We start from the raw sequence: 17,655 nt of genomic DNA, 5'->3' as shown, positions 1-17,655 counted from the left end.
TATACCTCACTATGGATTGGCCTTGGAAGAAAGTTCCACTATAAAATCCGACTTACCGATGGACTTTCCAAAATTCTCCTTACAATAGCAAATAAAAAGTTTATGTCTTGCTCTTGTCATTGCAACATAAAACATTCTTCTCTCTTCCTCTATCTCATCCGCACCTTTAGCCTTTTTATAAGGTACGCTCCCCTCATTTACATCAATAATATAGACAATATCAAATTCCAGTCCTTTAGAGGAATGAAAGGTCATGAGCCTTACACCGGTGTCCTCTTCATTTGACTTTTTCCTTGCCTCTATCAGCTCCTCCTTATAATCTTCCATATGAACAAACCAGTCATTGAAAGTGTTAAATTCAGATGCACTGTTTTCAAGATCCCCTAAAACAGTATAGCATTCATCACTTTCTACACCGTTCATATCACAGTATTCTTCTATGTACTCATCATATCCGACAACATTTCTTATATATCTTAGAGCCGTTGCAGGCTTTAAATTCTTTATTGTTCTTAAATGTTCTCTAAGCTCTATGATTCTTTTTATCATATAACTTTTATCATCATAATAATCAAAGAGAGTTTCAATATTTGCCTTTGATGATACAAGAGAATCCCTGCTTATATATCTGTTCGGCTTATTTGAGATGCGAAGCAGGTCATTTTTATTTCCCATATCGGTAGCCAGTTTTATGTAGGATATAATGTCCTTCGCTACCCAATGCTCAAAAAGGTTTGGAATAGAATCTCTTATGGTAAATGGAATATTATTCTTCATCATTCTCTCAATTAAAAGTCTGGGAGAAAGGTTTGTACGATAAAGCACAGCGATATTGTTTATATCCTGACCTGATTTTATGTATTCTTTTACATCTTTTACTATTGTATTTACCTCTGCAAAAGGATTTTTAAATTCAATAACCGATACCGGTGCTCCGCTTCCGTTATTTGCCTTAAATGTCTTTGGAAATCTCTTACTGTTAAACGATATAAGTTTGGTTGAAGCATCCACTATTTGAGTAGTGGATCTGAAATTTATATCCAAAAAAACTTTTGAAACATTTCTAAAATCTCGCTCAAATCCAAGCATTATTTCAGGCCTTGCACCTCTGAATCTATAAATAGACTGGTCGTCATCCCCTACAACAGTAATATTTTGCTCCTTACCCGCCATGAGTTTTATGATATTATATTGCAAAAAATTTATATCTTGAAACTCATCCACCAAAATATATTGATATCTTTCCTGTACAGCTTTTAAAATATCTTTTCTTTCACTTAAAAGTTCATATGTAAGTAAAAGCATATCCTCAAAATCAAGCTTATTTCTTGACTCAAGTTCGGCTTCATACTCTCTGTATAATTTTTTGAAAGTATCACTTGCAATACTGTTTGAATAGTAATTTTTTATATTTATATTGTCCTGCTTAATAAGAGCAATTTCATTTAAAAGATTTCCGGAAAGTGTATTGATATCTTCATTCACTATTTCATTTTTCTTTATCAACTCTTTTATAAGAGTATATCTTAATTCATCCGATGCAATCTGTTCCGCACTGAATCCGTAAGCTGTTTTTAGTATACTGAAAAATACAGAATGAAATGTTCCAAAGGTAACATAGCTTTTACCGTAAAGCTTTTCAAATCTGTCTCTCATTTCTTTGGCTGCAGCTCTTGAAAATGTGACAACCAAAATATGGGCCGGGTTTATACCCGACCCCTTTATAAGATATTTTATTCTATGTGTGATCACAAAGGTTTTTCCGGAGCCGGGTCCTGCCAATACCATCAAGGGACCTGCCCCATGTTCTATGGCTTTCTTTTGATTACTGCTGTAATTTATCAATTCCAATCTTAATCCTTCTTATTGATTCATCTTTTCCAAGAACTTCCATTATCTCGGTAGCACCTGCAGGAGTCATTTGCTTTCCTGAAAGCGCTGTTCTGATAGGCCACATAATAAATCCTGTCTTATACTCATGTTCCTTACCGAATTCCTGCAAAACAGCAAACAGATTATCATTTGTGTAATCGTCTGTATTTTCAAGCAGTGGCAATACTTCATTCAAAAGAGCCAATGAATTCTCAGAATTTGTCTTCATCTTCTTATGAGTATACATTTCGATATCATATTCAGGTAATTCCTCAAAGAAATCAATATGTGAAGCAATTTGAGGCAATACTTCTATTCTTGTCTTTACCATATTTGATATTTTCTTTAAATCAAGCGGCTTTTTAATAACCTGTTTGATATATGGCTCTGATAATTTGAAGAATTCCTCTTCACTCATATTCTTTAGATACTCGCCATTCATCCATGAAAGCTTAACCATATCAAAAACTGCAGGTGATTTTGAGATATGCTTATAGTCAAAGGCCTTTACAAGCTCTTCCAATGAAAATATTTCCTTATCATCTTCAGGTGACCATCCAAGTAATGCTACAAAGTTTACTATGGCCTCCGATACATAGCCCTGCTCAATAAGGTCCTCAAATGAAGAATGTCCGCTTCTCTTTGAAAGCTTCTTATGCTCTTCATTTGTTATAAGTGGGCAATGTACATATGTAGGCACTTCCCAGCCGAATGCTTCATATAATCTGTTGTACTTAGGTGATGATGAGAGATACTCATTTCCTCTTACAACATGTGTGATTCCCATAAGATGATCATCCACAACATTGGCAAAATTATAAGTAGGATAGCCGTCAGATTTTATAAGCACCATATCATCAAGCTCTGAGTTATCTACTGTAATATCGCCATAAATATCATCATGGAATGATGTTGTACCTGTAGTTGGATTATTTTGACGTATTACATATGGCATACCGTTTTCAAGATTTTTCTTAATCTCTTCCTCAGACAGTGAAAGACAGTGCTTGTCATATTTCATGATTTCCTCACCATTTACACTTGATCTGAGTGAATTCAGTCTTTCAGGAGTACAGAAACAATAGTATGCCTGTTTACTTTCTATAAGCTTTTTAGCATACTCAAGATAAAGTCCCTGCTTTTGTCTCTCACTTTGTACATATGGACCGCAACCGCCATCCTTATCAGGACCTTCATCATGAATAAGTCCTGTTTCTGCAAGTGTTCTGTAGATAATTTCTGTAGCACCTTCCACATATCTTTCCTGATCTGTGTCTTCTATTCTAAGCAGGAAATCTCCACCCTCATGTTTTGCAATCAAGTATGCATACAATGCCGTTCTAAGATTTCCTACATGCATTCTTCCGGTAGGACTTGGTGCATATCTTGTCCTTATCTTTGTCATAAATGCTCCTTATCTATACTTATATAATTATTATTTATGGTGTTATCTCAAACTTATAGCCCATGCCCCATATTGTCTTTATATAATCACCTCGCTCACCCATCTTGGCACGAAGTTTTTTTACATGTGTATCAATGGTTCTGGCATCTCCGAAATAATCGTAATTCCATACTGAATTAAGAATCTTTTCTCTGGATAATGCAATCCCTTTATTTTCAATAAAGTATGTCAAAAGCTCATATTCTTTAAAACTTAAGTCAACAGGCTTTTCATCTATAAAAACACTGCGGGCAACCTTATCTATTTCAATAGCACCTGCAACCAGTTTTTCTTCTGATTCGCCCATAGTTCTTCTTAGTACCGCCTCTACTCTGGCTACAAGTATCTTAGGAGAGAACGGCTTTGTGATATATTCATCAACGCCAAGCTTATAGCCTTTAAGCTCGTCTCTTTCTTCACTTCTTGCAGTCAACATCATAACAGGTACCTTGGAATACTGTCTTATAACTTCCAATGTCTCAAAGCCGTCAAGTTTGGGCATCATTACATCTAAAAGGATTAGTTTTATATCCTTATTGGAATCAAAGATTTTAAGAGCTTCCTCACCGTCCTCGGCTTCCAAAACTATAAACCCCTTTATAATAAGAAAATCTTTTACAAGTTTTCTCATTCTGGCTTCATCATCAACCACCAGTATCTTTACATCTTCCATATAATCCCCACAACAGCATAAATATTAGTTTACTGTTCGCTCTTTATTATAAGTCCCAGTTCCTTAAGCTGTGCATCATCCACTCTGTCAGGAGCGTTTGTCATAAGGTCTGAAGCATCCTTTACCTTAGGGAATGCAATAACATCTCTTATAGAGTCAGCCTCAACCATAAGCATTACAACTCTGTCAAGACCATATGCAAGTCCTGCATGTGGCGGTACACCATACTTAAATGCATCAAGAAGATAACCGAATCTCTCCTGTGCAACCTCTTTTGAAAGGCCAAGCACATCAAACATCTTTGCCTGAACATCACCCTGATGAATTCTTACAGAGCCTCCACCTATTTCAGTTCCGTTAAGTACAATATCATATGCCTTTGCTCTTACTCTGCCCGGATCCGAGTCAATATACTGCCAATCCTCATCCATAGGTGCAGTAAACGGATGGTGCATTGCCTTAAATCTGTTTTCCTCCTCTGACCACTCAAGAAGCGGGAATTCTGTAACCCAAAGGAATCTGTAATCATCCTTCTTTAAAAGACCAAGCTGGCTTGCAAGCTCAACTCTTAGAGCACCGAGAGTATCCCAAACAACTTTATTTGTGTCGGCAGCAAAGAAGAGCATATCTCCCGGCTTTGCATCCATAGCTGCCTTAAGTCCCTCTATCTCAGCCTCAGTCATAAACTTCGCAAATGAAGACTTGATATTTCCGTCAGCCTCGATCGCCATATATGCAAGTCCCTTTGCTCTATAGCTCTTAACAAACTCTACAAGAGCATCTATTTTCTTTCTTGGCATACCTGCCTGCCCTGTAGCATTGATACCTCTTACACTGCCTCCTGCTGCCAAAGCATTCTTAAATACTGCAAATTCAGAGTTTGCAACAACACTTGAAACATCCTTTAATTCCATACCGAATCTAAGGTCGGGCTTATCAGAACCGAATCGATCCATTGCCTCCTGCCATGTCATTCTTTGTATCGGAAGCTTTACATCAACATTAAGTACATCCTTGAAAAGTCTCTGTAAAAGTCTCTCATTAACATCCAAAACATCATCCACATCTACAAATGAGAGCTCCATATCTATCTGAGTAAACTCAGGCTGACGATCTGCTCTAAGGTCCTCATCTCTGTAGCATCTTGCAAGCTGGAAATATCTGTCATATCCCGATACCATCAAAAGCTGCTTAAAAAGCTGTGGTGACTGTGGAAGCGCATAAAAACTTCCGGGATATACACGGCTTGGTACAAGATAGTCTCTGGCTCCCTCAGGTGAACTCTTTATAAGTGTAGGTGTTTCAATCTCTAAAAATCCGTTCTCAGCAAGGAAGTTTCTTGTAGTGGTAGCCACCTTGCTTCTTACCATAAGATTTCTTTGAAGATCAGGTCTTCTAAGATCAAGGAATCTGTACTTTAATCTAAGTTCTTCCTTTGTCTTTGAATCTTCCTCAATATGGAACGGAGGAGTCTCAGACTCTGAAAGTATTCTAAGCCCTGTTGCTCTTACCTCAAGTTCTCCTGTCTCAAGTGATTCATTAAAAGCTCCGCTTCTTTTTTTAAGAAGTCCTGTAACAGCAATGCAAAACTCCTGCTTAAGCTTCATTGCCTTATTAAATACTTCGCTTCCGCATTCATCCTCTTCAAAAATAATCTGTAAGATACCTGAACGGTCTCTCAAATCACAAAATATGATTCCACCTTTGTTACGGTTCTTTTGAACCCAACCCATTACTGTAACTTCACTCTCAAGCGGTGCATTGACCACCTCTGCACATCTGTGACTTCTCTTTAAGCCAAGCATTGATTCTGCCATTTTTATCTCCTAACTATTTTAAAGCTTCTCTATAAAATTCTTTAAATTCAATATATCCTTGTTTTTCAAGCCCCTCTTTTTGGAACTTCTTATTCTTATTCATCTTGGAAACCAAAACAATATTTCCGGCCTCTCTTAAAGTTGCAGCCTCTTTTAATATAGATGTTAAAACATTTGAATCTATATTTTTCTCATAGAGGAATGCGATTTTTTTACTTTCATCAGGAATCTTAAATTCAGAATCCATAAGTATGGTAATGATTCTTTCAAATCCGATGGAAAAACCACATGCAGGAGTATCACTTCCTGTAAACTTTCCTATCATTTTGTCATATCTTCCGCCACCGGCTACCGAACCTGAGAATCCTTCCATACTTACTTCAAAAATAGTTCCTGTATAATATCCCATACCACGAACTAAAGTGGGATCAAATTCCAGTGAAAAATCGTTTTCCTTTACATCAAGCACTGTATTCATTATCTCAGATAAGCCCTCTAAAACTCCCTCTTCAATAAATCCTGCCAGACTATCCTTTAAAGAAGTAAGAGCCTTTGTATCATTTGATAAGCCGTCAAAAAGATTTAGATATTTCTCACACTTTTCTTCGCCGTCAAGCTCTGTCAATTCTTTTCTGACTCCGTCAAGTCCTATTTTATCCATCTTATCAAGGATAATAAATACATTACTTATATTATCTTCAGAGTAACCTGCATAACGAGCCATTGCCAGAAGAATTCTTCTGTCATTTATTCTTACTGTAAATTTCTTTCCCTTTGCAATCTCACTAAGTGCCTTGGTAGTTGCAAGTATCAGCTCTATTTCTGCAAGATTTGAAGCCTCACCAAGGATGTCTATATCACATTGTGTAAACTGTCTGAATCTACCTTTTTGTGGTCTGTCAGCTCTATATACATTACCTATTTGCAATGCTTTAAACGGATTTGGAAGACTTGCCTGATTATTTGAATAGTATCTGGCAAGCGGCAATGTAAGATCATATCTGAGTCCTGCATCTACCAGGTCATTCTCATCCTTAACATTATCAAGTTTTAATTTTTCACCTCTTTTTAAAACCTTAAAAATAAGCTTTTCATTGTCACCACCCTGCTTACTTAAAAGATTTTCAATATGTTCCATAGCAGGAGTCTCTATTGATGTAAAGCCGAAGCTTCCATAGGTCTTTTTTATTATATTTATCAAATAGTCCCTGATAATCATCTCCTCAGGGAGAATGTCCTTCATTCCGGTGACACCTTTTTTAATCAATGCCATGCATACTTTCCTTTCTCATTATCATTTCATCAAGTCTTTCTATATAAAGCTTCGGATCCTTTACTGTTTCGATTCTCTCTATTCTTCCGTCTCCAAATACTATCTTACTTGATGTACCTGCTCCACAGGCTATGATAGTCTGTTTTTCTTCCATAATCAATATATTGTAAAGACATTCTTTACCAAGTTTTGAAAATCCAATATTTTCAAGATTTCCTGCCATATTTTTTTGCCTATACAAGTAATAAGGCTCCAATCCCAAATCGGTACATGTATCGGTTGCTGTATTTATCATTGATAAAATCAGATCATTGTCCATAATCTCTCTTTTATTTTCTGTATTTAATCTGGCTGCTCTCTTTAGTGCAAGAGAATGTATGGTAATAGATTCAGGAGCAAAAGATCTCACCTTGGTAAAGCTGTCAGAAACATCTTCCAAAGTCTCACCGTTTAATCCGATTATAAAATCCATATTTATATTCTCAAAACCCACCTCTCTTGCCAGCTGATAGCTTTCATAGATATCTTCTATAGTATGATGTCTGCCGATAAGATCCAAAGTTTTTTGTTGCATTGTTTGTGGATTTATTGATATTCTGTCAACTCCTGCAGTCTTTAGGTCCTCAAGTTTTTCTCTTGTTATACTGTCAGGTCTTCCTGCCTCTACCGTTAATTCTAAAAGGTTTGAAAGATCAAAATTTTTCTTTACAACATTTAAAATTTTTGACAGTTGATATCCTTCAAGCGAAGTAGGCGTTCCTCCGCCCATGTAAATAGTTTGAAGCTTTTTGCCTTTATACATCTTTGATACTGCTAAAAGCTCTTTGCAAAGTGCTTCTACATATGTATCGGTATCTTTCTTCCACTGTGTAATAGAATAAGATGTAAAAGAACAGTATAAACATCTTGTAGGGCAAAAAGGTATACCTATATAAAGACTGTAACCGTTCTTATAATCAATTTTCTTTAATATATTGAATTCATTTTTTGCCGTATCGGTACAAAGTTTAATTCTTTTATCACTTACAAGATATACTTCCTTTAAATGTTTTTTTATATCTTCTAAAGACATATCATTTTCAAGCATTTCCATTACTATCTTTGTAGGTCTTATTCCGGTGAGAGTTCCCCAAGGAAGTTCCTTATTACCAAGCTTTAAAAGATTTGTGTATATATTTCTTTTTAAATCATTTTTTGTATCAAACTTGGTTTCTCTAAGCGGTGAACTAAACTCGAGTAGATTACCTTCATCTTTTATTTTGATATGATAATTTGTCTCATCCTTTGATAAAAGCAGTGAAAGAGATACATCTTCATTTGTGTAAATATATTTTTCATCCGGATAAAAAGCCATCAAAAGCTCTCTGATATCCTGCTCGAAGGTCATATCTTCCAATAGTAATGAAATCATCTGTCTATCCCATGCTTTTCTACATAGATTGCAACAGGATTATATTTCTTTTCATGTCCTACTGTAGTCATATCCATATGCCCCGGCAATATATTTACATCTTCCGGCAAAGTAAGTACCTTATCATATATAGATCTGATTATAGCAGGATTATCTCCTCCGTAAAGATCCGTTCTTCCACAGTCCTCTCTAAAAACCGTATCACCTGAGAATAAAATCTTTTCAGATTCTATATAATAACAACCTGATCCCTTTGTATGTCCCGGTGTGGCAATAAATTTTATATCTTCATCAAGCAAACGAATAACATCACCGTCATTCAGCAAGAAATCCGCCTTAGTAACATATCCATGTCCTATAAATGATCTTCCGCCTGATTTATAACTGTCACCAAGCATCTCATCATCATTTTTGGATATATATACTTTTAGATGATATTTCTCCACCAAATCATTTACCGCCATTATATGATCAAAATGTCCATGTGTAAGAAGTATTGCACTTGGTTTTAGCTTATTCTCATCTATAACTTTGATAATAGCCTTTGCTTCTGCAGAAGGATCCACTATCAAACATTCCAAAGTTTCTTTATTGTATGTAACATACACATTGGTCTGCACCGGACCGAGTGTAAGCACATATATTCCTAATTTATCCATCAGCCTGTAGCCCTTTCAATATCTATTACTCCGGTAATCTGTCTTAGTTTACCGATTAAAGAGTTCAACTCTTCTCTTCCCTTTATATCAAACACAAGATTTATGGTTGAGATATCCTGCTTGTTTGTACGGGCATTCACATTGTTGATTGTAATGTTGTTTTCACTGTAAATTCTTATAATATCGAATATAAGTCCCTGACGATTGTGAGCAAATATCTGCAATTCTGTTTGATACTTTTCTTCAAGTTTTGCATCTTCAAACTCCTGCCACTCGGCAGGTATAAGTCTTGTCCTGTCATCAGAAGGAAGGTTCATCACATTTATACAGTCTGTTCTGTGTATTGAAACACCTCTGCCCCTTGTGATAAAGCCAACTATCTCATCACCGGGAACAGGATTACAGCATTTTGAAAATCTGACCGCTATATCCTCTATACCCTTTACGGTAATACCGTTTTTTGATTTCTTATGTACAGCTGTATTATTATCACTTAGGCTTTCCAAAAGAGCCGACTCTGAAATTTCTTTCTTTGCAATCTTCTTTTGTTCTTCAATCATCTTATTGATGACCTGACCTTCTTTTAAGCCACCATGACCTAAAGATGCCAAAATTGAATCCCAGTCCTTGATTGCATAGCGCTTCATTACCTTCTCTTGGAATTGAGGCTTGTTTATCTCATTCCAGTTTATACCCTTAGCCTTGCAATATTTTTCTAAAAGATCTTTGCCTCTTAGTATATTGTCTTCTTTAAGCTCAGTCTTAAACCATTGTTGTATCTTAGACTTGGCCTGATTTGACTTGACTATGTTTAACCAATCTCTACTTGGTCCTTTCGAGTTTTGAGAGGTTATGATTTCGACTCTGTCGCCGCTCTTTAATTCATAGTCGATATTTACAAGGCGACCATTAACTCTTGCACCGACCATCTTATTTCCGACCGCTGAATGTATCGAATAAGCAAAGTCTATAGGGTTTGAACCTGCAGGTAGATTCTTAACGTCACCATTCGGTGTAAAGCAATATACACTGTCCGAGAAAAGGTCTAAGTCACTCTTTATAACCTTTAAAAATTCCGCATTGTCAGAGGTATCCTTTTGCCACTCAAGTATTTGTCTGAGCCAATTCATTTTGGCATCCTCTGAACCTTGGGCAGATGTACCGCTTCCGCTCTCTTTATATTTCCAGTGAGCGGCAATACCGAACTCTGCAGTTTTGTGCATCTCAAAAGTTCTTATCTGTACCTCAAACGGTTGTCCCGTATCGGATATCAACGTGGTATGAAGCGACTGATACATGTTCGGTTTCGGCATTGCTATATAGTCTTTAAATCTTCCGGGTATAGGCTTATAAATCTCATGTGCCGTACCCAGAGCCAGATAACATGCGGCCACATCCTCAACAATAATTCTAATGGCAAAAACATCATAGATCTGATCCAGAGTCTTATTTTGATTTACCATCTTTTTATATATTGAGAATAAATGCTTAACTCTTCCGCTTATCTGATATTTCATTCCTGTATCCGATAAATGCTCATTGAACTTCTTTATTATCTCATCAACAAATTGCTGTCTCTGCTCTTTTCTGAATGCCAGTTTTTCTGAAAGATCATAGTAAACATCAGGATGCAGATACTTTAATGATAAATCATCAAGCTCTACCTTTATCTTTGAAATACCCAGTCTTTGTGCAATAGGAGAATATATGTCCATAGTCTCCCTTGCCTTTTCCTTTTGCTTCTCAGGCTTCATATATTGCAGTGTACGCATATTGTGAAGTCTGTCAGCAAGTTTTATAAGAATAACCCTGATATCCTTTGCCATAGCCAAAAACATTTTTCTAAGGTTTTCAGCCTGCATCTCTATTTTATCATTCTTTAATGAAAGCTGTGTAAGCTTTGTAACACCGTCTACAAGATTTGCTACATCAATACCGAATATATCGGCCAGCTCATCAAATGATATGACTGTATCTTCTATTACATCATGTAAAAGGCCTGCCGCTATAGTCTCTTTATCAAGCTCAAGCTCGGCAAGAATTATAGCAACACAAATAGGGTGAATTATATACGGTTCACCCGACTTTCTCTTTTGATCATTATGTGCTTTTTTTGCCAATTCATAAGCTTTTGCTATCATAGTGATATCATCTGAAGGATGATAATGTAATATGATATCAACAAGTTTTTTATATAAGCTTTCCGGTGATGTAAAATCTGCCGGCTTATCAATTTGAGTTTCTATATTTTCATCTAGAAAGTTAAACTTATCCTCTTTCATCAAAATCCTCATTATCAGGTTAAAATATTGCAAAGCTATAGTTTGGGTTATATATGTCTAAGCTTTTATTATACGAATATAATGTGAAAAAAGCAAGAAAACCTAAGAAAAAACCGGCACATTAGTGCCGGTAAAAGTCTATTTTGCTGTATTTACTTCTCTAAATGAATTGCTCTGCTTTAGTATTGGTGAAAACTTCTTATAAAGAGCAATTGTAAGCACTGAAATCATACAACCCTTTAGTAAATTTAAAGGTGCAACTATCATAAGTGCAAATGTTTGAATGCTTGTTACTGCAGGGTTTATTGCACTTCCCATTCCTACAAGTGCACCGAGATCCATTCCATACATCTGTGCAAACTTAGGTAAAAGATACAATGCATTGAAAAGTGAGCCGAATACTGTCATTGTAAGTGTTCCCGCTATACTTCCAAGTAAAGCTCCTTTTCTTGTTTTGTTGAATATATAAATAATACTTGAAGGAAGTATCAAAGATGCTCCTACACAGAAGTTTGCAAGCTCACCTACAAATGCTGTAGTGGTGGATCTGAACATTACTTTTAAAAGTATCTTTATAAACTCTGTAAGTATTCCGGCAACCGGACCGAAAGCAAAGGTTACTATCATTACAGGTAATTCGGAAAAGTCAAGTTTGTAAAATGTAGGAGCAAAGGGTACAGGGAACTCAAACATCATGAGTATTGTACTTATAGCACCGAATAAACCTACCATTGCAATCTTTTGAGTTGTAATAATCGGACCGGTATAACCCGATTTCCTGTTTGCTATCTTCTCAAAAAGATATGCGACTACAAATGTAGCAAATACGATTCCTAAGAATTCTGCTACAAAAACCAAATTTTCAACTACTGTTTTTAACATAACTACCTCCATAGCTTATGCTTCGGAGTGGTTTTCTACAATTCAAAAACCCCTATATTATCTATAGGGGGTATAAGAAAATGAATCTGAAAACACTCTTCTCTCATCCAGACTATACTGTCGGTTTTGGAATTTCACCAAATCAACTGCTCATGCAGGTCGCAGACTATACTGCCGGTGGGGAATCACACCCCGCCCCGAAGAAATATTTATTTTGTTAGTTTAATTCTAAGACTTTTTATACAAAATGTCAATAGTATTATATACTCTTTACAGACATAGTATTATATACTCTTTACAGGCATTCCGTTAACTTCCACATCATCTTCTATAGGCACAAGGATATACTCGGGAGTTTGACAGCTAACTACTCCCTTTATAAACCTCAACCCCTTATAAAGACTGGATTTCAGTCTTATTTTTTTGTCAATTCTTATGTTATTTTTTGTAGCTATTTATAGTTAAATATGGTATAATATGAGCATGGAGGTGGAATGCTATGAAGCTTACTGTAAGTAAATCAAAAAACTCTGCTACATTTTATGTTCAGAAATCTATACGCAAATCCAATGGTTCTGTCACTACAGTTACTATTGAAAAACTTGGAAATCTTGATATGGTTAGGACTAGAGCTAATGGAAAAGACCCTTACGTTTGGGCTAAGGAATATGTTGATGAACTTAATCGTAAGGAATATGAGGAACAAAAAGAGATATTGATAAAATGTTCTCCTTCAAAACTCCTGAAGCCTGATGAAAAACATTTGTTTAACTGTGGATATCTATTTCTTCAGAGTATTTACTATTCACTTAAGCTGGATAAAATCTGTTCTAAAATTTCAAAGAAGTATAGCTTTGAATATGATTTGAACGATATTTTATCTCGACTAATTTTTACTCGTATCCTTTATCCATCTTCTAAGTTGGCATCAAATCGTTCTTCCAAAATGTTTATTGAACAGCCAACCTTTAATTTACATGATATATATCGTTCACTTTCTGTTTTATCTAAAGAAAGTGACTTTATTCAATCTGAACTTTATAAAAATAGCCAAAGGATACTTCCTCGCAGGAATGACATTCTTTACTATGATTGCACAAACTATTACTTTGAAATCGAGCAGGAAGACGAACTTAGGAAATATGGAAAATCAAAACAACATCAACCACTACCTATTGTCGGAATGGGAATGTTTATGGATCATGACGGTATTCCTCTTGCTTTTGATATTTTCCCCGGAAATAAGAATGAGCAGCCAACACTAAAGCCTCTTGAACAAAAGGTAATCGATGATTATGGTGTTGATAGTATTATTATCTGTACAGACGCAGGTCTTTCTTCAAATGCCAATAGAAAGTTTAACGACAAAACTTTATTTGGTGAAAGAATGAGAAGTTTTATAACAACACAATCTATAAAACAACTTCCAAAATATTTAAAGGAGTTTGCCCTAGACCCTGAAGGCTGGTCAGTACAAGGTGAAACAGGATTATTTAATCTGAATAACCTAGATGAACAAACAGACTATAATAAAGTCTTTTATAAGGAAAGATGGATTAAAGAAGATTTATCCAATAAAAAGGTCAAAGAAGGTGATAAAGCGTTAGAGCAACATCTTATTGTATCATTCTCCTTAAAGTACAAAAAATATCACCAAAAAATCAGGCAAAACCAGATTGACCGTGCTAATAAGCTTATTGAAAAAGGGGAATATAAAAGAAATCAAAAAAACCAAAATGATCCACGCCGTTTTATTGCTACTGAAGCAGTGACATCTTCAGGAGAAGTCTGTGACAGAGAAATCCCTTATATAGATTCGAACCTCATAGCTGAAGAAGAAAAATATGACGGCTTCTACGCCGTTTGTACTAATCTGGAGACAACCGGAGCCGAAGAAATCGTTCGTATAAACAAGAAGAGATGGGAAATTGAAGAATGTTTCAGAATCATGAAAACCGAGTTCAGTGCACGCCCTATTTATCTTCAAAGAGAAGATCGCATAAAGGCACATTTCATAACTTGTTTTGCTTCATTGGTAGTCTTTAGGATACTTGAGAAAAAACTTGGCGAACAATATACATGCGATGAGATTATTAACGTATTACGCTCTATGATGATGTATCGTCCGGGAGAAAAGTTAGGATATCTACCCACTTACACAAGAACAGCTATAACAGATGCACTTCATGAAGCATTTGGATTTCGTACCGATTATGAAATCTTAACCGATTTGAGTATGAAGAAAGTCTTTCGAGACAGCAAAAAAAGTAGGTAGTCCTAGCTACACTTTTGTGAATTAAAAAAGGTCTGAAACCCTTGATATATACGGGGTTCAGACCTTTTAGCTGTCAAAGACAGGTTTATACAAAATGTCAATAGTATTATATACTCTTTACAGACATAGTATTATATACTCTTTACAGGCATTCCGTTAACTTCCACATCATCTTCTATAGGCACAAGGATATACTTTCTGCCGTCTATGATTCTTGTCTCAAGCTTTTCAATAGAATCCGTGTCGGTTTTTACAGTAATACCCGGTGTTTTAACTTCAAATTTCTTTGTATCTATTACATTATCGGCCAAAACCTCAATATCGGCATCTTTACTTTTCTCATATGATTCCACTGCTTCATCAGATACACCGCTCTTTGAAATAAGCTTTACCATATCATTTTTTGTAAGTACCAAAGGCTCGGGGTTATCAGAGTTTTCTGCAATCAAATCAAGCATATTTGAGCTTAAAGAGGACATAACAGGCATTGTAAGCTCATCTCTTAAAATATCATAAAGCACAGCTTCAAAAGTTTCTTTTTGCATAACTGATGACATAGGAGGCTCTACACCTATTATTTCGTTTATAAAACTCTCATTAAGTGCATCATTTTTCTTACTGAAGTATAATGCCGCATGTATATCTGTAGTTCTGTCTGTAAATGCAGGGAATAAAAATCCATGCATCGGCATACCTACTATCCAATCTCTTACTCTGTTTGCAATTACACCTTCATTTGCAAAATAACTGAGCGCCGGCTTTGAAAGGCTTACAGGGCAAATACTGCAAAGCAACGCATGATAAACTTCATTTGAAGCATCATCCATTGCAATCTTATCGCTTGCCTTACCCGGGATATCATACATAATATCAATAAGTATTATGTAATAATTTTCCGCATGCTCATAGGATTCTATTACTTTTCTGAAAAACTCATCTAAAAGCAGTTCATCATCAAGTCTGCTCTCCCTTAGCTTCATTAAAAATGCATGTGGGCTGTCTTCACCTTCATCATCCAAAGAAAAGTCCAAGGTAAGTAATGACTTTCCAATTGCCCCGGATAAGGTCTTTCTGAATATTTCCTCATATTTGAAAGCATCCTCCTCGGGTAATGAATAGAAAGCATCCTTATTCATAAATTTTATATTCTTTTCAGCATCAACATAGCAACCGGCATACTTTGTGATAACATTAGTATCCCTGTTAAACTGCTTTTTGATCTCATTTATTTCTTCTCTAATCATCTAATTCACCACTTTCCTGCTTCAATTGCTCCAGATAAATTAAATCTTTTTTTGAAAGATTGGCATTCTCAAGTAAATCAGGTCTGTTAAAATAAGTTCTCTTTATAGACTCTTTTCTTCGCCACTCTTCTATATTTTTGTGATGTCCTGAAAGAAGCATATCAGGTACCCTAAGTCCCTCATATTCTACAGGTCTTGTATACTGAGGATATTCCAGTAAATTATCTTCAAATGACTCAAAATCCGCACTTTCATTATTGGTAAGCACACCGTCTACCATCCTTGCTATTGCATCCATCATTACAAGCGCCGGAAGCTCACCACCTGTAAGTACATAATCTCCTATCGAATAACACTGCGCATTTGTAAGTTCAAGTGCTCTCTCGTCCACACCCTCATAATGACCGCAAAGAAAGACTATTTCATCAAGTTTAGCAAGTTCTTTGGCATCATTTTGATCAAATACCTTGCCCTGAGGTGAAAGATATATAAGCTTAGCTCTTTTATTTAGTCTGTCACAGATACTCTCATATGCTTTATGAATAGGCTCTGCCTGCATTACCATACCTGCACCGCCACCATATGGATAGTCATCCACTCTTCTATGTTTATCAAGTGTATAATCACGTATATTTATGGCTTCCATTGATATAAAATCATTTTTTATGGCTCTACCAACTATACTTGTGTTCATACACATTTCTATCATTTCAGGAAATAATGTTAAACAAAAAAACTTCATATCTATAAATCCAAAAGTCCGTCCAAAACATGGACTTTAATTTTTTCTTCCTCAAGATCCACATCCAGTATACATTGGCTGATATATGGGAATAATACCTTCTTTTCTCCCATGTCCACTTCCATTACATGATTTGCCCCTGTGGGGAATACATCTGTAACTTTACCAAGCAGTGTACCATCTTCATCAACTACATTAAGACCTATAAGATCTGCAATATAGTTTTCATTCTTTTTTAAAGGTGTGGCATTTTCTCTGTTTACAAACAAATCGGTATTCCTAAGTGCCTGTATTTCTTCAGGAGTGTTAAACTGCTTAAACTTTACAAGCGCCATATTTTTTTGAAATCTGACAGTTTCAATATCAAGTGCAGTCTCTACTCCCTTAATATTTGCATATACTTTCTTTATTTTCTTCAGTCTGTTTTGGTCATCAGATGTAGGATATACCTTTGCCTCACCCTTTATTCCATGAGAGCTTGTGATTACTCCCACTCTAAATCTATCAATCATTTTATTCTCTTTCAAAACTTACTTAATATAGTCTTTAAATAGCAATAAAGCCACTACAAATGTAGCAGCTTGTTTTGTTATTTTATTTCTAATACTACCTTTTTTTCAGCTCTTATAGATGCTGATTTTATGATAGAACGGATAGCTTTTGCTATCTTTCCTGACTTACCTATAACCTTGCCCATATCAGCTTCGGCTACAGACAATGTACAGATAGTAGTATCACCATCGATTGTCTCTTCAACTTTTACTTGAGCCGGGTCATCTACCAAAGCTTTTGCTATAACCTCAATGACTTCTTTCATAATCAGTCCTTATTATACTAATCCGGCACTCTTTAAAAGCTTAGCAACTCTGTCAGTTGGCTGTGCACCGTTAGCAAGCCACTTCTTTGTGTTCTCCTCATCAAACTTGATTACGCTTGGCTCAACTGTTGGATCATAGTAACCAACCTCGTCGATAAATCTACCGTCTCTTGGTGAACGAGCATCAGCAACAACTACTCTATAGAAAGGTGCCTTCTTCTGTCCCATTCTCTTTAATCTCATCTTAACTGCCATTTTATTATC

At 35.9% G+C, this 17,655-nt stretch carries 15 protein-coding genes and 1 riboswitch; of the genes, 1 reads left to right on the top strand and 14 read right to left on the bottom strand.

Features of this window, described 5'->3' with window-relative positions; translation table 11 throughout:
- Positions 1-9: 9 nt before the first annotated feature.
- From EHV10_RS05405 to EHV10_RS05365, 9 genes are all read right to left on the bottom strand, one after another.
- A complete protein-coding gene (locus EHV10_RS05405; RefSeq protein ID WP_128673779.1) occupies positions 10-1,851 on the bottom strand; it encodes an ATP-dependent helicase in 1,842 nt (613 codons plus the stop codon).
- A complete protein-coding gene (gltX, locus tag EHV10_RS05400; RefSeq protein ID WP_128673778.1) occupies positions 1,826-3,277 on the bottom strand; it encodes a glutamate--tRNA ligase in 1,452 nt (483 codons plus the stop codon). The genes EHV10_RS05405 and gltX overlap by 26 nt, the downstream gene beginning before the upstream one ends.
- Positions 3,278-3,311: 34 nt before the next feature.
- On the bottom strand, positions 3,312-3,989 hold the full coding sequence (locus tag EHV10_RS05395) for a response regulator transcription factor (RefSeq protein WP_128673777.1): 678 nt from the start codon (positions 3,987-3,989) through the stop codon (positions 3,312-3,314).
- A gap of 29 nt (positions 3,990-4,018) precedes the next feature.
- The gene (aspS, locus tag EHV10_RS05390; RefSeq protein WP_128673776.1) at positions 4,019-5,806 is read right to left on the bottom strand and encodes an aspartate--tRNA ligase; all 1,788 of its coding nucleotides are present in this window, start codon (positions 5,804-5,806) and stop codon (positions 4,019-4,021) included.
- Between the two features lie 13 nt (positions 5,807-5,819).
- Positions 5,820-7,079: a histidine--tRNA ligase gene (gene hisS / locus EHV10_RS05385; protein WP_128673775.1), complete on the bottom strand. Its 1,260-nt coding sequence runs from the start codon at positions 7,077-7,079 to the stop codon at positions 5,820-5,822.
- A complete protein-coding gene (hemZ, locus tag EHV10_RS05380) occupies positions 7,066-8,490 on the bottom strand; it encodes a coproporphyrinogen dehydrogenase HemZ (protein ID WP_128673774.1) in 1,425 nt (474 codons plus the stop codon). The genes hisS and hemZ overlap by 14 nt, the downstream gene beginning before the upstream one ends.
- Positions 8,487-9,149, bottom strand: a complete 663-nt coding sequence (locus EHV10_RS05375; protein ID WP_128673773.1) for an MBL fold metallo-hydrolase — start codon at positions 9,147-9,149, stop codon at positions 8,487-8,489. Before EHV10_RS05375 ends, hemZ begins: the two co-directional genes overlap by 4 nt.
- Positions 9,149-11,431 (bottom strand): RelA/SpoT family protein, encoded by a 2,283-nt coding sequence (locus tag EHV10_RS05370; RefSeq protein ID WP_128673772.1) that lies wholly within the window; start codon positions 11,429-11,431, stop codon positions 9,149-9,151. Before EHV10_RS05370 ends, EHV10_RS05375 begins: the two co-directional genes overlap by 1 nt.
- Before the next feature lie 138 nt (positions 11,432-11,569).
- Positions 11,570-12,313, bottom strand: coding sequence for an ECF transporter S component (locus EHV10_RS05365; protein ID WP_128673771.1), 744 nt, complete (start codon positions 12,311-12,313; stop codon positions 11,570-11,572).
- 91 nt (positions 12,314-12,404) lie between these two features.
- A riboswitch (FMN riboswitch) is annotated at positions 12,405-12,522 on the bottom strand.
- A 290-nt stretch (positions 12,523-12,812) separates the two neighbouring features.
- Here EHV10_RS05365 and EHV10_RS05360 point away from each other — a divergent pair.
- The gene (locus EHV10_RS05360; protein WP_128673770.1) at positions 12,813-14,588 is read left to right on the top strand and encodes an IS1634 family transposase; all 1,776 of its coding nucleotides are present in this window, start codon (positions 12,813-12,815) and stop codon (positions 14,586-14,588) included.
- A gap of 131 nt (positions 14,589-14,719) precedes the next feature.
- On the opposite strand, the gene EHV10_RS05355 is transcribed toward EHV10_RS05360, so the two are convergent.
- The 5 genes from EHV10_RS05355 to rpsP form a co-directional block, all read right to left on the bottom strand.
- Positions 14,720-15,832, bottom strand: a complete 1,113-nt coding sequence (locus EHV10_RS05355) for a DUF4317 domain-containing protein (protein ID WP_128673769.1) — start codon at positions 15,830-15,832, stop codon at positions 14,720-14,722.
- Positions 15,825-16,574 carry a tRNA (guanosine(37)-N1)-methyltransferase TrmD gene (trmD, locus tag EHV10_RS05350; protein ID WP_128673768.1) on the bottom strand — a complete coding sequence of 250 codons (750 nt, stop codon included), beginning with the start codon at positions 16,572-16,574 and terminating at the stop codon, positions 15,825-15,827. The genes EHV10_RS05355 and trmD overlap by 8 nt, the downstream gene beginning before the upstream one ends.
- Before the next feature lie 2 nt (positions 16,575-16,576).
- A complete protein-coding gene (gene rimM / locus EHV10_RS05345) occupies positions 16,577-17,086 on the bottom strand; it encodes a ribosome maturation factor RimM (RefSeq protein ID WP_128673767.1) in 510 nt (169 codons plus the stop codon).
- Positions 17,087-17,163: 77 nt separating this feature from the next.
- On the bottom strand, positions 17,164-17,391 hold the full coding sequence (locus EHV10_RS05340; RefSeq protein WP_009218659.1) for a KH domain-containing protein: 228 nt from the start codon (positions 17,389-17,391) through the stop codon (positions 17,164-17,166).
- A 12-nt stretch (positions 17,392-17,403) separates the two neighbouring features.
- Positions 17,404-17,646: a 30S ribosomal protein S16 gene (gene rpsP / locus EHV10_RS05335; protein ID WP_007591924.1), complete on the bottom strand. Its 243-nt coding sequence runs from the start codon at positions 17,644-17,646 to the stop codon at positions 17,404-17,406.
- Positions 17,647-17,655: the final 9 nt, after the last annotated feature.

It is taken from the genome of Lachnoanaerobaculum gingivalis (assembly GCF_003862475.1).
Classification (GTDB): Bacteria; Bacillota; Clostridia; order Lachnospirales; family Lachnospiraceae; genus Lachnoanaerobaculum; species Lachnoanaerobaculum gingivalis.
Note: the sequence above shows the minus strand (reverse complement) of the source record. Positions and strands in the feature narration are given on the sequence as shown.